Consider the following 22,334-nt stretch of genomic DNA (forward strand, 5'->3'; position numbering starts at 1 on the left):
GGTTGGATTTGTTTTTGGATTTCACACTGATGGCAAAGTTATTGTTTTGGGCTAAAGCGCGGTATGTGACCGAAAGAGTCGCTGCCGATCCGAGGATCAGATTCTCTTCTTTCCTGCTTCATTCCGGAAAGTTATGCACAAGCCGGTCTCGGTATCAGCACCTTTGCAGACGATTCGTGGCGAAAAAATGCCTGCGGTACCATACCGTCTGCATCAGGCTGCGCGTGAGGAGATAGAGGACGAAGGCGAGCCAAAGGGCTGTCTCGCCCAAGGCTACACGAAGGAGGAAGAAAGTGGCGAAGAAAACAACGAAAGCAGCTGTCATGGCTCTGCGCATGGCTTTTGATGCGGTGGCTCCCACGAATACTCCATCCCAGAGGAAAGCCGCAAAAGAGACGATCGGTACCACTCCTGCCCAGATGGCAAAGCGGCGAGCATGCTCTATCACTTCCTGCTTATCGCTCAATACTGATAACAAAGCGGTCGGGAATAGGAGATAGAGCAAGGTGGCCACGAGGGAGATGACCGTCCCGATTCGAAAAAGGCGATGGATCATCAGACGCAATTCGTCCGCTCGGCGTGCACCTATGTATCGCCCCGTAAGTGCTTCGCCGGCATAGGCAAATCCGTCCATAAAGTAGGAGAAGAGTGTGAAGAGCTGCATCAGCAAGGCATTTGCCGCCACAGTGATCTCCCCCATAGCAGAGGAGGCAGAGGTGAAAAAGAGGGTCACCGTACCGAGCAAGGCAGTGCGAACAAAAAGGTCGCCTCCGGTGCGCAGATAAGCTCCGTATCCCGAAGTATCTGTCAGACTGCTTGCTCGGAAAAAGCGCAGTACGCGCCGGTAGCGAAAAAAGGCAATGCCGGAGAGCAACGCCAGACCGACATATTGGGCCGCGATCGTTCCGGCGGCAAGTCCTCCCACTCCCATGTCGAGTCCTCGTACGAAGAAAATACTCAGACCGATATTGACCATATTGGAAACGATGGCTACGACCATCGGAACGCGTGTGTCCTGCATCCCTACATACCAGCCGTTGAAGACGTAGACGAGCAGGGCCGCAGGTGCTCCCCACAGAGCGATGCGGATATACTCGCGTGCCTCTCGTCCGATGGTCTCCTGACCCGAAGCCAGCAGATGCCCGAAGCGTTCTATCAGAGGAGCTGCTATGAGAAGAAGCAGGGCTGCGACAACAGCCATCGCCGCGCCACGTGCCAGATAGCGTGTGATGGCTCGTACATCGCTACGCCCGAAAGCCTGTGCCGTGAATCCCGTAGTCCCCATACGGAGGAAGGCGAAGAGCCAAAAGACGAAATTGACCACCCCCGAAGCCACAGCCACCGCCCCGATAGAGCCGGCCGTGTCCATACGACCGGCCAGCCCTACATCCACGATGGAGAGGAGCGGTACGGTAATGTTGGAGATGATATTCGGAATAGCCAAGCGCAGGATGCGCCTGTCCATCTCACGCCCCGTGGTCAGTCGCATGCGGATTGGGAGGAGTTGTCACGAGGTTCGGTCAGATAGGAAAACAGTCCGGCCGTGCACTCCTCCAGAATGTCCAGCACCAGCTCGAAGCCGGATGCTCCTCCATAGTACGGATCGGGGACGTGGTCGTGAATACCGCTACTGCTGAAATCCGTCATCAGACGGATCTTGGCCGCAGCCTCTTCAGTCGGAGCCAGTTCTTGCAACCGTTCGCGATTGGCAAAATCCATGCCGATGATATAATCGAATCGTTCGAAGTCCTCATACTCCACCGGTCGGGAGAGCGAAGTCAGATCGTAGCCCCGACGGGCAGCGTGTGCACGCATTCGGACGTCGGCCTTCTCGCCCTGATGGTAGTTGCTCAGTCCGGCCGAATCGATATGGAAGCGGTCGGCGTGCCCTCGCTCCTCTACATACGAGCGAAAGACAGCCTCGGCAGACGGCGAGCGACAGATGTTGCCGAGGCATACGAATAGGATTTTATGTTGCTTCATAAGCGGATTATCGGAGCAAAGGTAGTCGCTTGGTACGCAGTCGCAAGCTGTTGGTCACCACCGAAATAGAGCTGAAAGCCATGGCAGCCCCGGCAATGGCAGGGTTCAGGAGGAACCCGTTCACGGGGAAGAGCAGACCTGCGGCTATCGGGATGGCAATCAGATTGTAGCACATAGCCCAAAAGAGATTCTCTTTGACTGTACGTCTCGTGGCGCGCGACAGTTCCAAAGCAGCAGGCAGCAGGCGCAGATCGGAGCGCATCAGCGTGATTCCTGCCACTTCCATGGCTATATGGCTGCCATCGCCCATGGCTACGCTGACGTCCGCCGTACTGAGAGCCTCGGAGTCGTTCACGCCGTCGCCCACCATAGCTACATGGTGCCCCTTGTCCTTGAGCATTCGTATATAGTCGGCCTTGTCGGAGGGCATCATACCGCCACGATAATGCTGCAAACCCAGTTTGCGAGCCAATGCTTCCGCCGCTTCGGGGCGGTCGCCCGTCAGCATAATGGTGCGAATGCCATGTCGATGAAGCTGTGCGAGCACTTCGGCTGCCTGAGGTTGCAGTTCGTCCGTCACACAGAAGCGTCCCAATAATCTTTCGGCACGTGAGAAATAGAGGACGGCTGCATCCTCCGGCAGAGCGGCTATATCCGTCGGTATCTGTGCGCCAAGCTTCTCGATGAAAGCCTGATTGCCTACTCTGTAGACCTCTCCTTCGAAAGTAAATTCGATCCCACGCCCGGGGAAATTCTGCACTTCCGACAGCTCCTCCGTCTTGCCATCCTCTGCAAAGGCTCGGCAAATGGCAGCCGCGAGTGGATGCGTGCTGAGGATTTCGGCAGAGTAGAGCAGCCGGCGTACTTTCGGCACATCGGTATCCGATACGAACCAATCGATGCCGGTCAGTTCCGGCTTGCCTATGGTGAGCGTACCTGTCTTATCCAAGACCACGGCATCGATGGTAGCGAAACGCTCCAGTGCTTCGGCGTTACGTACGAGGATCCCGTTCCGTGCCGAGCGTCCGATCCCTACGACCAGAGCCGTAGGCGTAGCCAGACCGAGTGCGCACGGGCAGGCGATCACCAGCACTGATATGGCACAGAGGAGTCCGTACACCGAAGCATCGGCAGCTCCCGTCAGTTGCCATATAATATAGGTAAGGATGGATAGCCCGATGACTATGGGAACGAATATGCCGGCGATACGGTCGGCCAGTCGCTGGATAGGTGCTTTGCTGGCCTGTGCCTCGCGGACCGTGCGGATGATGCGTCCGAGTACGGTGTCGCTGCCTACATGGGTAGCCTGTACGGTGAGGACACCGGAGCCGTTGATCGTGCCGGAGAAAACCATAGAGCCGGCTTCCTTCTCTCGCGGTAAGGGTTCGCCACTGATCATGCTCTCCTGCACGGAGCTACAGCCTTCGGTCACGATACCGTCCACGGGTATCTGCTCGCCCGGACGTACACGAACCAAGTCGCCTCCGATGAGCGCAGCAATGGGCATCACGGTCTCGCGCCCGTTACGCACGACCAATGCCTCCGCCGGCTGCAGTCGCATCAGTTCGCGAATGGCTTGCCCCGTGCTTCGGCCGGCACGCTTTTCCATGAGTTTGCCTAGTAGGACAAATGCGATGATCATGGCCGAGGCATCGAAGTAGAGGTGCAGCTTCATCCCGGCCGGCCCTTCGCGGAAAAACAGCAGGACTACCAGACTATAGAAAAAGGAGATAGTGGTACTCAACGACACCAGCGTATCCATCGAGAATACGCCATGGCGCAGCTGCTTGAGTGCCGATCGGTGGAAAGCCCTTCCTGCCCATGCGTATCCGGGCAAGGCTACGAGCATCATCAGGTAGGGCATCATCTGGAAATGCGGCATTAGCATCAGAACCATCAGCAGGATGGCGGACGACCAGGCTATGATCGTATCGCGCTTCATCCGTCTCAGTTCTGCTGCTTCCATGGCATCGCGCCGGCACAGTTGCTCCGCCTCCGAATCCACCACTATCAGGTCGAATCCTATGCTGCGGATAGCTCTGCGCAGATCCTCTGCCGAAGCCAACCTTTCGTCCACCGATACGGAGAGTATATTCTCGGCGAGTTGGACGTTCGCATCGCTAATGCCTTCTACCTTGGAGGCAGCCTGTTCTACGCTATGCGCACAGCCTGCACACCGCATTCCCACTACGGGAAAACGTTTTTGCTCCTTCATATCACGGACTATCGGTTATCGGGAACGGGCTTGTCAGAGCTTACACTCGAATCCGGCGAGGCGTACAGCCTCCATTATTGCCTCCGGTGAGGCTGTCTCCGGAGTATAATCCACTGTAAGACTATGGGAATCCAGAGATGCGAATGCCGTTTGTACGCCTTGTACACCGAGAGCCGCTTTCTCTACACTTGCAGCACAACCGCCACACATCATGCCTTCTACGGAAAAGGTCGTTGTTTTCATCTTGACGAGTAGTTTTTTCTTAAGATCCTTTGTTTTTGACTATGGCTTGTACGCAGTTGATCTGCGGCAAGCCCTTGTTCGGACTACTGTGGGGTATGCATACCGGACTCCTGCATCGTCCCCGACTGTAGTCTCTGTCTACTATATATAAGTGAAACAAAATCAGTAGTCGAATGGTTCGCCGGACTGCGGATAGTGGCCGAGATGAAAAATGCGAAGCGGTGCGGAAAAAAACTTGTTTCATGTCCCTAAAAATGCCGAGCGTAAAATTTTTCGTTTTGGCGCGAGAAAAGAAAAAAAGTCGAACCAAAACGAAAAAAATCTCGCGCGTAAATTTCGGTTTTGCGGCGCGATAATCGGAGGAATTGCGGTTCCGAAATTGCTGTGGCTGGTTTCAGCCGTGACGGGACTTCTCTCCTTTTTTATTTCCGTAGGAGACGAAGAGGATAAATGGCTTGTAATGGTGCCTTTCCTTTTTGCCTCCGAACCGCCAATATGGACGGATGGCGATCTGCCTTACAAGTATATGTGTTTGAGTGGTTTATGTGGGAGATAGAGGCATGTCGGGATCGGTGGTATCCCAAACAATAGGGATGAAGAGAGACGATATGGAGGGGCTTTTTCCCTATATGTCGTGATTGTGTATTTTTTTCCGTTATCTTTGTGCACGAAGGTCGGAACACCTCTTCACAAGGCGGAATACAGAGTCGGTTTCGCCTATTGGTTGAATGGATCTTAGAAGAAAAAGAAAGAATCAACTAAATAACTAAAACAGTAAAAAACTTATGTGGTTACTTAAATCCTCGATTGGCCGTAAAGTGGTGATGAGTGTCACCGGACTGGCGCTGATCCTGTTTTTGACGTTTCACATGTCCATGAACCTTGTGGCTCTCTTCTCAGCAGAGGCTTACAACATGATATGTGAGTTTCTCGGCGCCAACTGGTATGCTCTGGTCGCCTCTATCGGCTTGGCGGTACTGATGCTTCTGCACATCGTGTATGCCTTTATCCTCAATGCGCAGAACCTTCGTGCTCGAGGTCGCGATCGCTATGCTGTTACGGGCAGACCCAAAGGTGTGGAGTGGAGCTCGCAGAATATGCTGGTGCTCGGTATCATCGTCCTGTTGGGTATCGGACTGCACATGTTCAACTTTTGGGCTAAGATGCAGCTGGCAGAAATCTGCCATATGGATGTAGCCGGATTCGGTATTGAAGGTTTCGACCATCCTGCCAAGGGAACAGAGCTGATCCGCTACACATTCAGCCAACCGATCTACGTGGTGCTCTATGCCGTATGGCTGGTTGCCTTGTGGTTCCACCTGACACATGGATTCTGGAGTGCACTGCAGACCTTGGGATGGAACAATACCATCTGGATGAATCGTGTCAAGTGCATCTCTAATGTGGTTTCTACCGTATTGGTAGGCGGTTTCGCTTTGGTCCTGATAGTATTTGCTTGTCAGGCATTCATCGGTTGATAGTACACCCTAATTCAAAGTATTCTCACTATGGCTACAATAAATTCCAAAATACCCACCGGCCCACTGAAAGACAAGTGGACCAACTATAAGGATCATCAGAAGCTGGTGAACCCTGCCAACAAACGTCGTCTGGATATTATCGTGGTCGGTACCGGTCTGGCTGGTGCTTCGGCTGCTGCTTCTTTCGGCGAGATGGGCTTCAATGTGCTCAACTTCTGCATACAGGATTCTCCTCGCCGTGCACACTCTATCGCTGCACAGGGAGGTATCAATGCCGCCAAGAACTACCAGAACGATGGCGACTCCGTCTATCGACTCTTCTACGATACGATCAAAGGAGGTGACTATCGTGCTCGCGAGGCCAACGTATATCGTCTGGCCGAAGTGTCCAATGCCATCATAGACCAGTGCGTGGCTCAGGGTGTACCCTTTGCTCGCGAATACGGTGGTCTGCTGGACAACCGTTCTTTCGGTGGTGCGCAGGTATCTCGTACTTTCTATGCTCGCGGTCAGACGGGACAGCAGTTGCTCCTCGGAGCCTATTCGGCTCTCTCTCGTCAGGTCGGTTTGGGTAAGGTGAAGCTTTACACTCGCTACGAGATGCTCGACGTGGTGCTTATCGACGGTCGTGCTCGTGGTATTCTGGCTCGCAATTTGGTGACGGGTAAGATCGAACGCTTTGCTGCACATGCCGTGGTAATTGCCACGGGCGGTTATGGCAATGCCTTCTTCCTTTCTACCAATGCAATGGCATCTAACGGCTCTGCCGCATGGCAGTGCTACAAGAAGGGTGCTTTCTTCGCCAATCCATGTATGGCTCAGATCCATCCCACTTGTATTCCCGTGCACGGGGACTACCAGTCCAAGCTGACGCTCATGTCCGAGTCGCTCCGTAATGACGGTCGTATCTGGGTGCCTAAAGACATAGAGGATGCCAGACGTCTTCAGCGTGGCGAGATCAAAGGGAAAGACATTCCCGAAGAGAAGCGCGACTACTATCTGGAGCGTCGCTATCCGGCCTTTGGCAACCTCGTTCCCCGTGACGTGGCCAGCCGTGCTGCCAAAGAACGATGCGATGCCGGCTATGGTGTGAACAATACGGGCCTTGCCGTATTCCTTGACTTCGGCGATGCCATCAAACGTTTGGGACGCGACGTGGTGGAGCAGAAGTATGGCAACCTCTTCCAGATGTATGAGAAGATTGCAGATGAGAATCCGTACGAAACGCCGATGATGATCTATCCGGCTATTCACTATACAATGGGTGGTCTCTGGGTGGATTACGAGCTGATGACCACGATCCCGGGCCTGTTCGCCATCGGAGAAGCCAACTTCTCCGATCACGGTGCCAACCGACTCGGTGCTTCCGCTCTCATGCAGGGGCTGGCTGACGGTTACTTCGTTATCCCTTATACGATGCAGAACTATCTGGCCGATCAGATTCAGGTGCCGCGCTTCAGCACGGATCGTCCCGAATTCGAAGCTGCCGAGAAAGAGTTGCAAGATCGCATAACGCGTATCATGAACGTCAAGGGCAATAAGTCTGTGGACGACCTTCACAAGGAGCTGGGCCACATCATGTGGGACAATGTGGGAATGGGACGAGACAAAGCCGGATTGGAAAAGGCCATCGTGAAGCTGGCCGAGCTGAAGAAAGAGTTCTGGAGCAATGTCTATGTGCCGGGTGAAGCCAATGACCTCAACGTAGAACTGGAGAAAGCCCTCCGACTGGCGGACTTCATCGAGATAGGTACGCTGATGGCGCACGATGCCATGGATCGCGAAGAAAGTTGTGGCGGTCATTTCCGTATCGAGCACCAGACGGAAGAGGGTGAAGCCAAACGTGACGATGAGAACTTCGCTTACGTTTCCTGCTGGGAATATCAGGGAGAAGACAAGGATCCGATCATGTACAAGGAAGAACTGGTATATGAAGAGACTGTCCGTGCACAACGTAACTACAAGAGCTAATTAGTCCACCGCTAAATACAGATTCAAAATGGATAAGAATATCAATATATCGGTTAAGGTTTGGCGTCAGAAGGGACCGAAGGAAAAAGGACACTTCGAGACGTATCAATTGCAAAACATTTCGCAAAGTGCCTCTTTCCTCGAAATGATGGATATCCTGAACGAGCAGTTGATCAAGGAGCATAAAGCTCCGGTGGTGTTCGACCACGACTGTCGCGAAGGTATTTGCGGTATGTGCTCGCTCTACATCAACGGTCATCCCCACGGGCCGGACGATAGTATCACCACTTGTCAGCTGCACATGCGTCGTTTCGATGATGGCGATACGATCACGATAGAGCCTTGGCGTTCGGCCGGCTTCCCTGTGATCCGAGACCTGATGGTGGATCGCTCGGCTTATGACAAGATCATTCAGTCCGGCGGATTCGTTTCCGTCAATACGGGTGGTATCCCCGATGCCAACGCCATCCCCATTTCCAAGAAGAATGCGGATGAGGCTATGGATGCAGCGGCTTGTATCGGCTGTGGAGCTTGTGCGGCAGCATGCAAGAACGGCTCCGCTATGCTCTTCGTATCAGCCAAGGTGAGTCAGTTGGCTCTTCTTCCGCAGGGACGTATCGAGGCTGCTCGTCGCGCCAAAGCTATGGTGGCTAAGATGGATGAACTCGGATTCGGGAACTGTACGAACACACGTGCATGCGAAATGGAATGCCCGAAGAACGTATCGATTAGCCACATCGCTCGTCTGAACAGGGAGTACATCGTCGCTAAGAATCGCGATTGATCGCTCCTCCTGATTTTATAAAACGAGGTCGTGCAAGGGTATAAATCCCGAGCACGACCTTTCTTTTTTCGGAGCATGCCATAATATGCAATTATATCATGTGTATTTGCTTGTATTATATGGTCAATAGTTAATCAGTCAATCAAGAATAATTTCTACATTTGCGAAAATGCTTTTGCATTAGGACCTTCGAACAATGATAGAAGAGTCAACACAATAATAAAGTAGAGAGCAATGAATCTATCTCACATCGAACATCTCGGTATTGCGGTCAAAAGTATCGAAGAAGCCCTCCCATACTACGAAAATGTATTGGGACTCAAGTGTTACAGCATTGAGGAAGTACCCGACCAAAAGGTGCGTACTGCATTTATGATGGTAGGGCAGACCAAGCTGGAATTGTTGGAGCCGACCTCTGACGAAAGCCCTATTGCCAAATTCATAGAAAAGCGTGGAGAAGGTATCCATCACATTGCTTTTTGTGTGGAGGATGCCAACGAAGCATTGGCCGATGCCGCCTCTAAAGGCATTAAGCTGATCGACGAAAAAGCTCGCAAAGGAGCAGAGGGCTTGAATATCGGTTTCTTGCACCCGAAGAGCACCATGGGTGTGCTGACCGAAGTATGTGATCATAAATAACAGTAACGACCCTACGGGCGGACCGGACAGTGGCGACTGCTTTCCGGCAAGTGTGCCTGTATGTCATCAAATAGCAAACCTAACTATTTAGAAAAGAATATGAGTTTTCAACTGGAAAGAGTAAAAGAGCTGATCCAATTGCGTGAAAAAGCTCGCCTTGGTGGTGGAGAAAAAAGAATTGAAGCCCAGCACCAAAAAGGTAAATACACCGCTCGTGAACGTATAGCAATGCTGTTGGACGAGGGTAGCTTCGAAGAATTGGATATGTTCGTCAAGCACCGTTGTACCAACTTCGGAATAGACAAGACACAATTCCTGGGTGATGGTGTCGTAGTCGGTAGCGGTACGATCGACGGCCGTTTGGTATATGTTTTCGCACAGGACTTCACCGTATTCGGTGGTGCTCTCTCGGAAATGCTTGCTTCCAAAATCTGTAAGGTGATGGAGCTGGCTATGCGTATGGGTGCTCCTGTGATCGGTCTGAACGATTCGGGTGGTGCACGTATTCAGGAAGGAGTGAATGCTCTCAAAGGATACGGCGAGATCTTTGAAAACAATATCCTCGCTTCCGGTGTGATTCCTCAGATTTCCGCCATTTTCGGCCCATGCGCCGGCGGTGCCGTGTATTCTCCGGCTCTGACAGACTTTACCATCATGTCGCGTGGTACGAGCTATATGTTCCTCACAGGCCCGAAGGTTGTAAAGACTGTAACGGGCGAGGATGTAACGCAGGAACAGCTCGGAGGAGCAGACGTACATGCCTCCAAGAGTGGTGTGGCTCACTTTGCCGTTAATAGTGAAGAAGATGGTATTCGCCTGATTCGCCACCTCTTGAGTTTCTTGCCCCAAAACAATCTGGAGGAGGCTCCCTATGTGGAGTGTGATGATCCCATCGATCGTTTGGAAGACTCATTGAATCATATCATCCCCGACGAGGCTAACCGTCCTTACGATATGTACGAAGTGATCGGATCTATCGTAGACCACGGCGAATTCCTTGAAGTACATCGTGATTATGCCAAGAATATTATTGTTGGTTTTGCTCGCTTCAATGGCCAGAGCGTAGGTATCGTAGCCAACCAACCACAGGTGATGGCCGGCTGTCTGGACTCCAATGCATCACGCAAGGCTGCTCGTTTCGTCCGCTTCTGCGATGCTTTCAATATTCCTTTGGTTACTCTGGTGGATGTGCCGGGATTCTTGCCGGGTACAGGTCAGGAGTACAATGGTGTGATTACGCACGGAGCCAAGTTGCTCTATGCTTACGGTGAGGCTACTGTGCCCAAGGTAACGGTTACGTTGCGCAAGGCATACGGCGGTGCCTACATTGTGATGAGTTCTAAGCACCTGCGTAGTGACATCAACTATGCATGGCCTTCTGCCGAGATTGCAGTGATGGGTCCGAGCGGAGCTGTGGAAGTAATTTTTGCCAAAGAGGTAGCAGCAGCCGAGAATCCGCAGCAAGCAGCTTTGGAAAAGGAAGAAGAATATCGTCAGGCTTTCGCCAATCCGTACAACGCAGCCTCTTATGGCTATATGGACGATGTAATCGAGCCTCGCAATACTCGTTTCCGCATTATTCGTGCTCTTGAACAGCTTCGTACAAAAAAGCAAACTATTCCGGCTAAGAAACACGACAATGTGCCTCTTTAATATCCTTGGTACAAGAGGAGCTTAGTGCATCGATCATGAATATTAGCAGGTTTAGCCATATCCTTCTGACTTTGTTTGTCATAGCCTCCGGACAGCTCTTTGCCCAGCAGGCATCACAGCTTCGTTTGAATGAAGTGATGCCCCTCAATGTGCAAAACTATCAGGACAGCTATGGCAATCATAAGCCGTGGATTGAAATATACAATTCTTCGGCTGCTACGGTGGACATCAAAGGTTGTTATTTGACCGATGATCTATCCAAGCTGAAGAAGTATATGATCCCCAAAGGGGATGTTATGACTGCGATAAAACCGCATCAGCATCTACTCTTTTGGGCAGATAACGATCCTGACAAAGGAACTTTCCATCTGAACTTCACCCTTGATCCCGAAGTCTCCACCCTCATTGCGTTGGTGGATGCCGACGGACGAACGATCATCGACAGCATCCGTATTCCTGCCGGCATCCCTGTGGATAGAAGCTACGGGCGTTTGGTTGATGGGGTAGGAGCGATGGGGGATACTTCTGCTTGGGATATATTGCCAAAGGTTACACCAAGCACTAACAACGTAACTCTGGATTCGAACAGCAAAATAGATCGCCTGAAGGAATCTGATCCTCAGGGCGGTATTATGACGCTGACAGCTATGTTGGTTGTCTTCTCCGGTCTGTTGGTGCTTTCCTTTGTCTTTTGGTTCATCGGTTCTCTCTCGATTCGGATATCCAATCGTAGAGCTATCGAGGCCGGTGCAGGCCTGCGCATGCGTTCGGCTACTCGCACTGGTATTAGCGGTGAGGTTACTGCTGCTATCTGTATGGCTCTGAGCGAATCGCAGAATGACGTTCATGATGTTGAGAATACCGTATTGACTATCCGACGGGTGGAGCGTAAGTATTCACCATGGAGTTCTAAGATTTACGGACTAAGGTCTCCTATTGAAAGGCATATGTTCACAAGTAAACACGATAGACAATGAAAGAAAAAGATAAGAAAGCAGCTCCCGCTAAAAAAGCAAAAGCTGCTGCCCCCAAGACAGGGAAGGCAAAGCGGGGAGCTATCACGGACGGCATCTATGCTGCTATCTCGATGGCTCTCTATCAGGAGACCTATGAGGCTCATGATGCTGAACCTATGAGACTCACCATCAAGCGTCATCGTCATTCTGCTTGGAGCTTGAAGACGCTTATGCTTCGTCAACTTCCTAAATAATCTCATTCAATCACGACATTAAAAACATGACAAAACAATGAAAGAGTATAAATATAAAATCAACGGTAACGAATACAGCGTTGTTATCAATAGTATCGAAGATGGATTGGCAGACATCGAAGTTAACGGTACTCCCTATAAGGTGGAAATACTTACCGAGAAGAAAAAAGCATCGAAGCCTGCTATCAAACGTCCGACCGTAACGGCTGCATCTGTAGCTGCTGCGCCCGTTGTGCCTGCCGCTTCAACCGGAGGACAGGGCACAGGCGTTAAGTCTCCGCTGCCCGGTGTCATCCTCGATGTTTGTGTTCAGGTCGGAGACGAAGTCAAGATCGGTCAGAAAGTGGCCGTTCTCGAAGCCATGAAGATGGAAAACAATATCAATGCGGATCGCGATGGTAAGATCGTTGCTGTGAAAGTAAACAAAGGCGACTCCATCCTTGAGGGTTCTGATATCGTTATAATCGGTTAATGATATGACCGGATTCGGGAGCTTCTTAGCAAACAATATCGAGGTATTCCTTTCTTACACAGGCTTCGCCAATGCCACGCCCGGCCACTTGGTGATGATTCTGGTCGGATTGCTTTTCATCTTTTTGGCAATCCGGTATGAGTTTGAGCCTATGCTGCTCATTCCCATTGGCTTTGGGATCCTCATTGGCAACATCCCCTTCAAAGATGCCGGTCTGCAGATCGGCATTTACGAAGAAGGATCGGTGCTGAATATCCTCTATCAAGGGGTGACTAAGGGATGGTACCCACCGCTTATATTTTTGGGCATCGGAGCGATGACCGATTTCTCTGCTCTTATCGCTAATCCGAAGCTGATGCTGATCGGTGCGGCAGCGCAGTTCGGTATCTTCGGTGCCTACATATTGGCTTTGTATCTTGGGTTCGAACCCAATCAGGCCGGTGCTATCGGTATTATCGGAGGGGCAGATGGACCTACGGCTATCTTCCTTTCTTCCAAGTTGGCACCGAATCTGCTGGGTGCCATCGCAGTCTCTGCATACTCGTATATGGCCTTGGTGCCGATCATCCAGCCTCCTATCATGCGTCTTCTGACCACGAAGAAGGAGCGTATGATTCGGATGAAACCACCGCGTGCCGTATCTACTACGGAGAAGCAGATATTTCCGATCGTGGGGCTGCTGCTTACTACCTTCCTTGTACCTTCAGGTTTGCCATTGCTGGGAATGCTGTTCTTCGGTAATCTGTTGAAAGAAAGCGGTGTTACTCGGCGTTTGGCTGAGACGGCACGTGGGCCGTTGATCGATGTTATTACCATTCTTTTGGGCGTTACGGTCGGAGCCTCTACGCAGGCGACCCAATTCCTGACCTGGAACTCAATCAAGATTTTCATCTTGGGTGCTTTCTCTTTCATCATTGCCACGATGGCCGGTGTTTTGTTCGTGAAGATTCTCAACCTCTTCTTGCGAGACAAGCTCAATCCGTTGATCGGCAATGCGGGAGTTTCGGCTGTTCCTGACTCGGCACGTATTTCGCAGGTCGAAGGGCTAAAAGCCGATCCGACGAACTACCTGCTGATGCACGCTATGGGACCCAATGTGGCCGGTGTGATCGGCTCAGCAGTTGCTGCCGGTATCCTTCTCGGATTCCTCGCCTAAGCAAGTTTCTATAATCTCAATAGGCCGCCCATTGAACAGCCTTTTCTGTTCGGTGGGCGGTTTTTCTTTTGCTTCCGGCAAGGAAAAAAGTTGCGCTAATGATACGACAGCTATTTCTATGAGGACAATGACAGAAGGAAATAACTCTTCAAAAACTTCACTCTTATTGCTGCTATTGGGCTTATTCTAGCTTGAAGTCTGTATTTTTGGAGTAAGAAAATACCGTAATTTCCTCTTGCCGCATTTTATGGTAGTCGTATTTTCTGTAAAACTAATTCACCTGCCGAACAAAATGTATTCTAAGCGAATAATGCCGACGAGAGCAATCCTATTCTCTCTTTTGCTGACATTGCTCCCTCTATCTCTGTATTCGCAGGTAAGAGGCGTGATTTTGGATGCCAAGACCCGTATTTCGATCCAAAGCGCAGGCGTAAGAGCTTATAATAAAGACTCTGCGATGATCGATGGGGTTATAAGCGATGAGGACGGGCGATTCGTCATTAAAGCTAAGCATGTGATCAGGCTGCATATCAGCTACGTGGGCTACGAAGATCGTGTGCTGGAGAATCCTGATGGCCTTACGGGAGATATGGGCGAAGTCCTGATGAACGAGGCTGTCATGAACTTGGAGACCGTTTCCGTCACTGTCGCTTTGAGGCGTACGGGAGCCACGAAAGAGACCATCATGATAACCGACTCACTGAGAAAAGGTGCGATAAGCAGTGCCCGACTCTTGGATAAAATCCCCGGCATACGTACCGATTGGATTACCGAAGCGGTCAAAATCGGTCATGAAGGCAACGTACCGGTCATCGTTAACGGTCAGGAAGTGGAGCCTCAATATGCCATGAGCATCAATCCCAAACGGATCAAGAAGGTAGAGATTATCCGTTATCCGACAGGGAAATATGCCGATTATCCCGTTATTGTCAATCTGGAGTTGTTCGAGGACTATGCCGGCTGGGACATAGCACCACGCCTTACGGCTATGTCCTCGCTTAGGCATAAGTATACCAATCGGGAGAACGTTGCCGTCAATGTCACTTGGTCTATGAATCGGTGGAACGTGTACGGCTCAGCGGAATATGGTCACAGACATCTATACGATGTATCCGCATTTGAAAAGCGATACGGAGATCTCTACGCAGAGCAGACAGCGGATATCGACCTCTATGATCCCAATATGCGCAGTCGGCGGCACAGCGGAATGATCAATATGGGTGTTGATTATCGGCTTACTCCTCTTCATATCGTATCGCTCCAAACAAGAGTGGATTTGGATAAGTACAAAGAGCAAGACGATCATCTCCTATTCACGGGCATCCCTGGAACTCCATCACAGAAGTTTCGACTGTCGGGAAATAGCTACGAAGCACAGAGCAGTGCCGTCAGGGCTTCCTACGAGGGGACAATATCCGCAAAAATGAATCTGACGGCCGATTTGCTGTACAACCATTATCATGTCGATGAAGAGCGGATTTACCGATTGGGAGAGGATTATTTGTCCGAAAAAGCCTACCGAGGTCGTAAGGATTATTTCGCACAGAGTATAAATATGGCATACGGGGTCTCTTCCAAATGGAAACTCCTCTTGGACAATACATTTACTTGGCGTCGCTATGTCAATCGGGAAAAGACTGCACACGATTTCTCTTTCCAATCCGAAGACTTGCGCAACAGGTTCAATGCCGGTTTCGAGTACAGCTCCGGCAGGAGATTCGAACTATCGGCAGGCAGCAGCTTGCTGACTATCAGAAACAGTGAAAGGGGAGAAAACCGTACCGTCTCATCCTTCATTCCTTATCTGAAGCTCTATTGGCAACCGATCGATTTCATTGGTCTGAGACTGGACTATTTCAACTCGGTGGATTACCCTACTTTGGACCAACTCTCCACTACTCAATGGCAGGTGGATCCATACATGATCCACAAAGGCAATCCCGATCTGAAAGCTAGGATTATGCACTATGCCGAAGCCCGGCTACAGCTCGGCAGACTGTTCAAACTGACTTATATGCACAAAATATCGGACGACGATATAACCCTCTTCTATGAGCGTATGCCCGATGGTCTCTTTGTAGAGACGCTGACCAACAGCAAATACCGGCATGCTTATTTCAGCATCGAGGGCGATTATACTTTGGCCGAGGGCCTGAACCTGACGGCTCTTGCCAATTACCAATGGTACACCCGTTACAAGACACCCGACGACAAGCGATACGGCTATACCTATACTTTCGATACCCAGCTCGTCTACGCCCTGCCGAAAGCCAAGATAAATCTCGTGTCGAACTACTACCTCCGTTATGATTGGCTCCCACTGTTGCAGGGGAGAGAATACTTCCAGGAAGAGCTGCTTGGTTGTGGGGTGAACAGGATGTTTTTCGACAATAAGTGCTCCGCCACACTCATGTTCGGATTGCCGACGAATCTGATATCGAAGAGGACATTCAGGGAAATAGACATAGAGGGCTACCGATCGGTTACCTACGGCGATGGGCGGATGAATTCCTTCATCGTCTCGCTGAATATCCGCTATAGCCTCGGCAATGGAAAAGCACGAAGATATTCGAGCGAAACCCAAATAGAACAGGAAAAACAGAAGTGAAAAATGCCTCCACCTCTGCTCCGATGTAGGCAGAAGAGTGTAGAATTTCAGGGATAAAAGCAACTAAGATAATCGGTATTGTGACCGAAAAATAGGTGTCAAAAAAGATTTCAACAGCGAAGACGAGTTTAGAATCATTCCAAATAAGCCGGCTCTAAGAAGTCTGATTATGATGCAAAAGAGATGGAAATACCCCTTTTTCAGATCGAAATACCTTTCTCGTCATATCGAATAACAATCTATATATAAACCATTTTCTATTTATATATAAATCGTTTCCCATTTATATATAAAACGATTTCAATATATATAGAAATCGAAAATGATTTGTATATAAATCGCAGCCCCCCAAAACGCCATATCGTAAGCTGATAAAACAGAGGCACCCACCCGATTCTCTCATAAATCGGATGGGTGCCTTATATGTTATAGAAGCTATCGAATGCCTATTCTTGCTTATTCCTCATGGAATAAAATCTCCTCTGTCCTCATGTCGGGGTAGTATATACTTGTATAAGCCGGACGTAATCCGCCTAATGACGGTATAGAAAGAGAGAAGTCAGCGTGCATCATATCTGTTGCTATTAAGTAGTTAGTAAACGTTCGTAAAGCTGTTCTGTTCGATAGACAAGCTCTCCCTGATATACTGCCATCTAAACTGCCGAGAGCACCTTATCGCTCTACAAAAGTAGCAAAAAATCCCAGCAGGGTGAGATTTTGCGCTGGGGTTTATATGGCGTCTCCACAAGGCTTGCATCGGCAAGTACCCCTTCCCTTACCGAAATGTGATGGAGGGAAAGTTGCTTATTAAACTGCACCAATAGTTTGTCCATCAGGCCCGGTTCGGTCAGTGCCGAACGAAATCGACTGATGGTGCTGTGGTCGGGAGAAACCTCTTCCATTTTCAACCCCAAGAATCGGGAAAAAGTGATTGAATCATTGATACGCTCCTCCAAAGCACAACCACTGAGGTTGTACCATATCTCCGGAAGCAACATCTTGAATAAGAGAATCACGTCATAAGCAGGAGCACCGATGGCATTTTGTCGCTTCGTGTATTTCTTGTTGATCAGTGTCCGAATCGGACGCCAATCAATAAGCCTGTCAATCTGATTGAGGAAGTCGTTTTGTGCTTTGCGATAACGCTTTGAAAGGAGTGCGTCTGCAAATGTTACATGCTCATGGGTGTTCTTGGATTGGTATGCCATGGGAAGGATATTATACTGTTTTTAATACTCAAATATAATAAATAACTTCCTATTACACAATGAATTAATAAACAAAATACAGACTAATTGCCGTGCAAAGGTCTCGATCCGGAACAGTTGAAAGGAATTGAAAGATATTTTCCATAAATCATTGCAGCCAAAATGTTAGTTAAGTCGCTTGAAATCAGATATAAATATACAAAATGCAAGCTACATGAACAAAGAAAAACATCATTGATTTTCAGGTGTTTGAATATTCTTTCAAGGATATTCGATAAATCCAAATGCGATAACCCTGGGCCTGGGAACGATCGGATTCTGCATGTGGGCAATAAACACTATCTTTGTATAGTATCGTGTTGCAACGTCGATAGTGGTCGGCATGCGTGCTCGGCAATCTTTTGTCTCATGAAGGATATCCTTTTGCATTGCAAATGAAACGATAGCAAAGATTCTTTAAGTACAATAAATGATGTGTCGTTCCATAATTCTCTCTCTCTTTGCTTTGATTTCCATTATCGGAGGCAAGCAGCTCTCCGCCCAAAGCGTTTCGGAACTTCGTCTCCTGATCGATAGCGGACGTTATGACAAGGCTTTGCCCATAGCCCAACAGTTGGTGGCCAAAAATCCCAAGCATGCCGATAATAACTATATGCTGGGACTCCTCCTGTACAAGGCAGAACGCTACGAGGAAGCTGTTGCTCCCCTTCGTGTGGCCGTAAGCCGGCGGAGCGATGCCTATGAGATGTTGGCGGATGCTTATGCCAAGGAGTATTTCTTCTCCGAAGCTCTTGCTGCACTGGAAAAACAGAAGGCTGCTCTTGTGAAGAAAAAACAGGAAACAGTCTCCGTAGATGCCCGAATAGACCGTATGCGACGAGCTGTGCGCTTGCTGGACAGAGCCGAATGGGTGGAGGTGATAGACAGCGTACGGACGAATAAAGCCGATCTTCTGTCGGCCTACAATCTCATAGCCGATAACGGTCGGCTCGAATGGATGAAAGGAAACCGAGGGGAGGCGACTTCCTTTGTCAATGGACGTGGCGACCATGCCATCATGACGGAGAAAGGAGAGGATGGAGTTTACAGTCTGCATGAAGCCCACCGGATCGGTGGCAAATGGGGCAATGCGATACCCCTCGAAAAACTCAATTCCCGATTCAATGAAAACTTCCCTTCGTTACGGGCGGATGGTTTTACCCTTCTTTTTGCCAGTGATCGACCCGATGGAATAGGCGGATATGATCTGTATATGACCCGTCGCGATTTGGAAGATGGCGTTTTTCTGGAGCCTACTTTGCTCGGTATGCCTTTCAATTCCCCTTACAACGATTATCTGCTGGTGTACGATGAATTGCGTGGGATCGGCTTCTTTGCCAGTGACCGTTTTTGTCCCGCGGATGTTGTCACTGTCTATACCTTCGTTGTCAATGAAGAGGGACGTCCTGTGGCTACCGACGATATGGCCGTCAAAAGGGCGTACGCCTCCCTCAAGAGCATAAAAGCAACGCAAGACCCTGAGCGAGACTACAGTCGTCTGATCGCATCGGCTCGGGACAGCCGCACCGATGCAGAGAAGAAGGCTTCCGAACGACAGATTTATCTCCCTATGCAGGGGATGCGTATCTATACACGTTGGAGCGACTTCCGAAGCAGCGAAGCCAAGTCGCTCTATCAGGATGCGATGGCTCGGAAAAGAAAATTGGAACAGGCGGCCACCCGTCTGGAAGAGTTGCGACTCCTGTATGGAAGAGCATCGGCTTCGGAGCGAAACGGCATGAAGCAGGAGATTCTTCGTCTCGAAAATGCCATTCCTCCGCTGGAAGAGGAAGTCGGCCGAATGGAAAAGGAAGTCAGAAACATAGAGTTGCAAGCCGGACATAGCTTTTAGGCCAACCACGCCGGTCTTTTCGAGAGTGATCTTACGTGTCTCACCTCTTAAAACATTAACGAACTTATGGAAACTAAAAGAACGATTCCCCCCTCCGAGCTGATCATCAATGCGGACGGTTCGGTCTTTCATCTGCATATTCGCCCCGAACAATTGGCCGATAAGGTCATATTGGTAGGTGATCCTGCTCGTGTGGATACGGTCGCCTCTCGTTTCGATCGTATCGAATGCAATGTATCCAGTAGGGAGTTCCACACCGTCACGGGGTGGTATGGCGACAAGCGTATCACGGTGCAGAGCCACGGCATCGGCTCTGATAATATAGATATAGTCTTGAATGAGCTGGATGCTCTGGCCAATATAGACTTCGATACCCGTCAGGTGAAGGATCGGCTGCGCAAACTCACACTCGTAAGGGTGGGGACTTCGGGCGGATTGCAGGACAATACGCCCATAGGATCTTATGTGGCTGCGGAGCGAAGCATCGGCTTCGATGGAGTCATGTATTTCTATAGCGATACGGAGAAGATACGGGATGCAGCTTTCGAAGCAGCACTTCAGGACCAACTGGAGTGGAAAATCGAAGGGCTGAAACCCTACGTGATACCGGCTGACAAGATGCTGACGGATCGAATATGTGGAGAGGACATCCTGCGAGGCGTGACTATTGCAGCCAATGGCTTCTACGGACCGCAGGGGCGTCGCCTGCGCTTACCTCTCAAAGACGAGGATCTGAATAGGAAGATACAGGCTTTCGACTTCAATGGTAGCCGTATTACGAACTATGAAATGGAAAGCTCCTCTTTGGCCGGTCTGGCTGCCCTGATGGGGCACGAGGCCGTCACCGTCTGTTGTATCATCGCAGGTAGGAAATCCGAAAAGATGAATACCTCCTATCAGGGAAGTATAGAGGGCCTTATCGATTTGGTTCTGGAACGTATCTGATAGAAATAAGTTACCTTTGTGAACCAAGGTTTTTCCCCCTCGGACGAATGGCTCCGATCGTTTCGGTATGCAGAGCAGGCGAGTTGCTGCAGGGGGAATATAAATTAGAAGTTTTGCATGAACATACTCGAACTTTCGGAACAAGAAGTCGTACGCCGTAACAGCTTAGAGCAACTGCGTGATTTTGGGATCGATCCATATCCTGCAGCGGAATATACCGTCAATGCCTATTCTGCCGAGATCAAAAGGAATTTCAATGACGATGAGAATGCCGCCAAACGTCAGGTAAGCATTGCCGGACGTATTATGAGCCGCCGTATCATGGGGAAAGCTACATTCATGGAGCTGCAAGATGCGGAGGGACGTATCCAGATCTATATTACTCGGGACGATATTTGTCCGGGTGAGGACAAGGAGTTCTACAATACGGTGGTCAAGAAGTGTACGGATATAGGTGATTTCATCGGAGTGAAAGGGTATGTATTCCGCACTCAGATGGGAGAAATATCGGTGCATGTGCAGGAGATGACTTTCTTGTCGAAAGCTATCCGCCCTCTTCCTGTGGTAAAAGAAAAAGATGGGGAGGTCTTCGATGGCTTCACGGATCCGGAGCAACGCTATCGTCAGCGATACGTAGATTTGGTCGTCAATAGTCATGTCAAAGACATTTTCCTCAAGCGTACGATGGTATTCAATTCGATGCGCAGCTTCTTCAACGAGCGCGGATACATCGAAGTGGATACACCCGTACTCCAGTCGATCCCGGGAGGTGCAGCTGCACGTCCTTTTATCACGCATCATAATGCTCTGGACATTCCGCTCTATCTGAGAATCGCCAACGAGTTGTATCTGAAGCGTCTGATCGTGGGCGGTTTCGATGGTGTGTATGAATTCAGTCGCAATTTCCGAAATGAGGGGATGGACCGCACGCATAATCCTGAATTCACGGCCATGGAGATCTATGTGGCCTATAAGGATTACAACTGGATGATGAACTTTACGGAGCAGATGCTCGAACGCATCTGTATGGATGTGCTGGGTACTACTCAGGTGAAGGTGGGCGAGAAATTGATTGACTTTAAGGCTCCCTACAAGCGAGTGACCATGATCGAAGCCATCCATGAGCATACGGGTATCGACATCAGTGGAATGAACGAGGCCGAGTTGCGTCAGGTATGCGACAAGCTGGGCGTAGAGCACAACGAGACGATGGGCAAAGGCAAGCTCATCGATGAGATCTTCGGCGATAAGTGCGAGAAGAACTATATCCAGCCTACTTTCATCACAGACTATCCGAAGGAAATGTCGCCTCTGACAAAGGAACACCGCACCAATCCGGAGCTAACAGAGCGATTCGAGCTGATGGTCAATGGCAAGGAGTTGGCCAACGCCTACTCGGAGCTGAACGACCCGATTGACCAGCGAGAACGTTTCGAAGAACAACTCAAACTATCCGAGAAAGGCGATGACGAGGCCATGTATATCGACAACGATTTCATCCGTGCCCTTGAATACGGTATGCCGCCGACCAGCGGTATGGGTATCGGTATGGACCGTTTGGTCATGCTATTGACAGGGCAGGAGAGTATTCAGGAGGTACTCCTTTTCCCACAGATGAAGCCTGAGAAGGTGGCTCCACGGGATACGAAAGAGAAGTTCGCCGTTTGTGGCGTTCCCGAAGAGTGGGTACCTGTATTGCATAAAGCCGGCTATCTTACCGTACAGTCGATGCGAGAGGATAAACCGGGCAAGGTGATGCAGCAGCTGATGGACATCAATAAGAAATATAAGTTGGGGCTTGCCGGTTTGAATCTGGAAACCGTTTCGGCTTGGCAGGAAGCCCCGTATGAGTAACGATTGTACAAGGATAGCGGT

General features: G+C 50.0%; 18 protein-coding genes and 1 pseudogene. 14 read left to right on the forward strand and 5 right to left on the reverse strand.

Going from position 1 to position 22,334, the window contains the following annotated elements; all coding sequences use genetic code 11:
• Window positions 1-154 precede the first annotated feature (154 nt).
• From F452_RS0106535 to F452_RS0106550, 4 genes are read right to left on the reverse strand one after another with little or no spacing between them, the layout of a single operon-like run.
• A complete protein-coding gene (locus F452_RS0106535) occupies window positions 155-1,489 on the reverse strand; it encodes an MATE family efflux transporter (RefSeq protein WP_018965421.1) in 1,335 nt (444 codons plus the stop codon).
• Window positions 1,480-1,983: a low molecular weight protein-tyrosine-phosphatase gene (locus F452_RS0106540; protein ID WP_018965422.1), complete on the reverse strand. Its 504-nt coding sequence runs from the start codon at window positions 1,981-1,983 to the stop codon at window positions 1,480-1,482. Before F452_RS0106540 ends, F452_RS0106535 begins: the two co-directional genes overlap by 10 nt.
• Before the next feature lie 7 nt (window positions 1,984-1,990).
• Window positions 1,991-4,198 carry a heavy metal translocating P-type ATPase gene (locus F452_RS0106545; RefSeq protein WP_018965423.1) on the reverse strand — a complete coding sequence of 736 codons (2,208 nt, stop codon included), beginning with the start codon at window positions 4,196-4,198 and terminating at the stop codon, window positions 1,991-1,993.
• A gap of 33 nt (window positions 4,199-4,231) precedes the next feature.
• Window positions 4,232-4,441 (reverse strand): heavy-metal-associated domain-containing protein, encoded by a 210-nt coding sequence (locus tag F452_RS0106550; protein ID WP_026292265.1) that lies wholly within the window; start codon window positions 4,439-4,441, stop codon window positions 4,232-4,234.
• A gap of 254 nt (window positions 4,442-4,695) precedes the next feature.
• On the opposite strand from F452_RS0106550, the gene F452_RS13350 reads away from it, so the two are divergent.
• The 11 genes from F452_RS13350 (at window position 4,696) to F452_RS0106605 (ending at window position 16,415) form a co-directional block, all read left to right on the forward strand.
• On the forward strand, window positions 4,696-4,797 hold the full coding sequence (locus F452_RS13350; protein ID WP_394358160.1) for a DUF1661 domain-containing protein: 102 nt from the start codon (window positions 4,696-4,698) through the stop codon (window positions 4,795-4,797).
• A 429-nt stretch (window positions 4,798-5,226) separates the two neighbouring features.
• Window positions 5,227-5,919, forward strand: a complete 693-nt coding sequence (locus tag F452_RS0106560; RefSeq protein WP_026292266.1) for a fumarate reductase — start codon at window positions 5,227-5,229, stop codon at window positions 5,917-5,919.
• A 30-nt stretch (window positions 5,920-5,949) separates the two neighbouring features.
• Window positions 5,950-7,893 carry a fumarate reductase/succinate dehydrogenase flavoprotein subunit gene (locus F452_RS0106565; protein WP_018965428.1) on the forward strand — a complete coding sequence of 648 codons (1,944 nt, stop codon included), beginning with the start codon at window positions 5,950-5,952 and terminating at the stop codon, window positions 7,891-7,893.
• A 28-nt stretch (window positions 7,894-7,921) separates the two neighbouring features.
• A complete protein-coding gene (locus F452_RS0106570; protein ID WP_004584033.1) occupies window positions 7,922-8,677 on the forward strand; it encodes a succinate dehydrogenase/fumarate reductase iron-sulfur subunit in 756 nt (251 codons plus the stop codon).
• A 234-nt stretch (window positions 8,678-8,911) separates the two neighbouring features.
• A complete protein-coding gene (mce, locus tag F452_RS0106575) occupies window positions 8,912-9,316 on the forward strand; it encodes a methylmalonyl-CoA epimerase (protein WP_004584034.1) in 405 nt (134 codons plus the stop codon).
• A 99-nt stretch (window positions 9,317-9,415) separates the two neighbouring features.
• Window positions 9,416-10,969 (forward strand): acyl-CoA carboxylase subunit beta, encoded by a 1,554-nt coding sequence (locus F452_RS0106580; protein ID WP_018965429.1) that lies wholly within the window; start codon window positions 9,416-9,418, stop codon window positions 10,967-10,969.
• 35 nt (window positions 10,970-11,004) lie between these two features.
• Window positions 11,005-11,946, forward strand: a complete 942-nt coding sequence (locus F452_RS0106585; protein WP_026292267.1) for an OadG family transporter subunit — start codon at window positions 11,005-11,007, stop codon at window positions 11,944-11,946.
• Window positions 11,943-12,179 (forward strand): hypothetical protein, encoded by a 237-nt coding sequence (locus F452_RS0106590; protein ID WP_018965431.1) that lies wholly within the window; start codon window positions 11,943-11,945, stop codon window positions 12,177-12,179. The genes F452_RS0106585 and F452_RS0106590 overlap by 4 nt, the downstream gene beginning before the upstream one ends.
• A 37-nt stretch (window positions 12,180-12,216) precedes the next feature.
• Window positions 12,217-12,651: a biotin/lipoyl-containing protein gene (locus tag F452_RS0106595; RefSeq protein WP_018965432.1), complete on the forward strand. Its 435-nt coding sequence runs from the start codon at window positions 12,217-12,219 to the stop codon at window positions 12,649-12,651.
• Window positions 12,652-12,655: 4 nt separating this feature from the next.
• Entirely contained in the window at window positions 12,656-13,807 is a 1,152-nt protein-coding gene (locus F452_RS0106600; RefSeq protein ID WP_018965433.1) for a sodium ion-translocating decarboxylase subunit beta, read from the forward strand.
• A gap of 310 nt (window positions 13,808-14,117) precedes the next feature.
• Window positions 14,118-16,415: an outer membrane beta-barrel protein gene (locus F452_RS0106605; RefSeq protein WP_018965434.1), complete on the forward strand. Its 2,298-nt coding sequence runs from the start codon at window positions 14,118-14,120 to the stop codon at window positions 16,413-16,415.
• A gap of 710 nt (window positions 16,416-17,125) precedes the next feature.
• Here F452_RS0106605 and F452_RS0106610 read toward each other — a convergent pair.
• Window positions 17,126-17,623: pseudogene (locus F452_RS0106610) on the reverse strand (IS5/IS1182 family transposase); the annotation flags it as partial.
• A gap of 472 nt (window positions 17,624-18,095) precedes the next feature.
• Here F452_RS0106610 and F452_RS0106620 point away from each other — a divergent pair.
• The 3 genes from F452_RS0106620 (at window position 18,096) to lysS (ending at window position 22,313) form a co-directional block, all read left to right on the forward strand.
• Window positions 18,096-19,514 carry a tetratricopeptide repeat protein gene (locus F452_RS0106620; RefSeq protein ID WP_018965437.1) on the forward strand — a complete coding sequence of 473 codons (1,419 nt, stop codon included), beginning with the start codon at window positions 18,096-18,098 and terminating at the stop codon, window positions 19,512-19,514.
• Window positions 19,515-19,580: 66 nt separating this feature from the next.
• Entirely contained in the window at window positions 19,581-20,459 is an 879-nt protein-coding gene (locus F452_RS0106625) for a nucleoside phosphorylase (RefSeq protein WP_018965438.1), read from the forward strand.
• Window positions 20,460-20,576: 117 nt separating this feature from the next.
• On the forward strand, window positions 20,577-22,313 hold the full coding sequence (gene lysS / locus F452_RS0106630) for a lysine--tRNA ligase (RefSeq protein WP_018965439.1): 1,737 nt from the start codon (window positions 20,577-20,579) through the stop codon (window positions 22,311-22,313).
• Window positions 22,314-22,334 lie beyond the last annotated feature (21 nt).

It is taken from the genome of Porphyromonas gulae DSM 15663 (genome assembly GCF_000378065.1).
Taxonomy (GTDB): Bacteria; Bacteroidota; Bacteroidia; order Bacteroidales; family Porphyromonadaceae; genus Porphyromonas; species Porphyromonas gulae.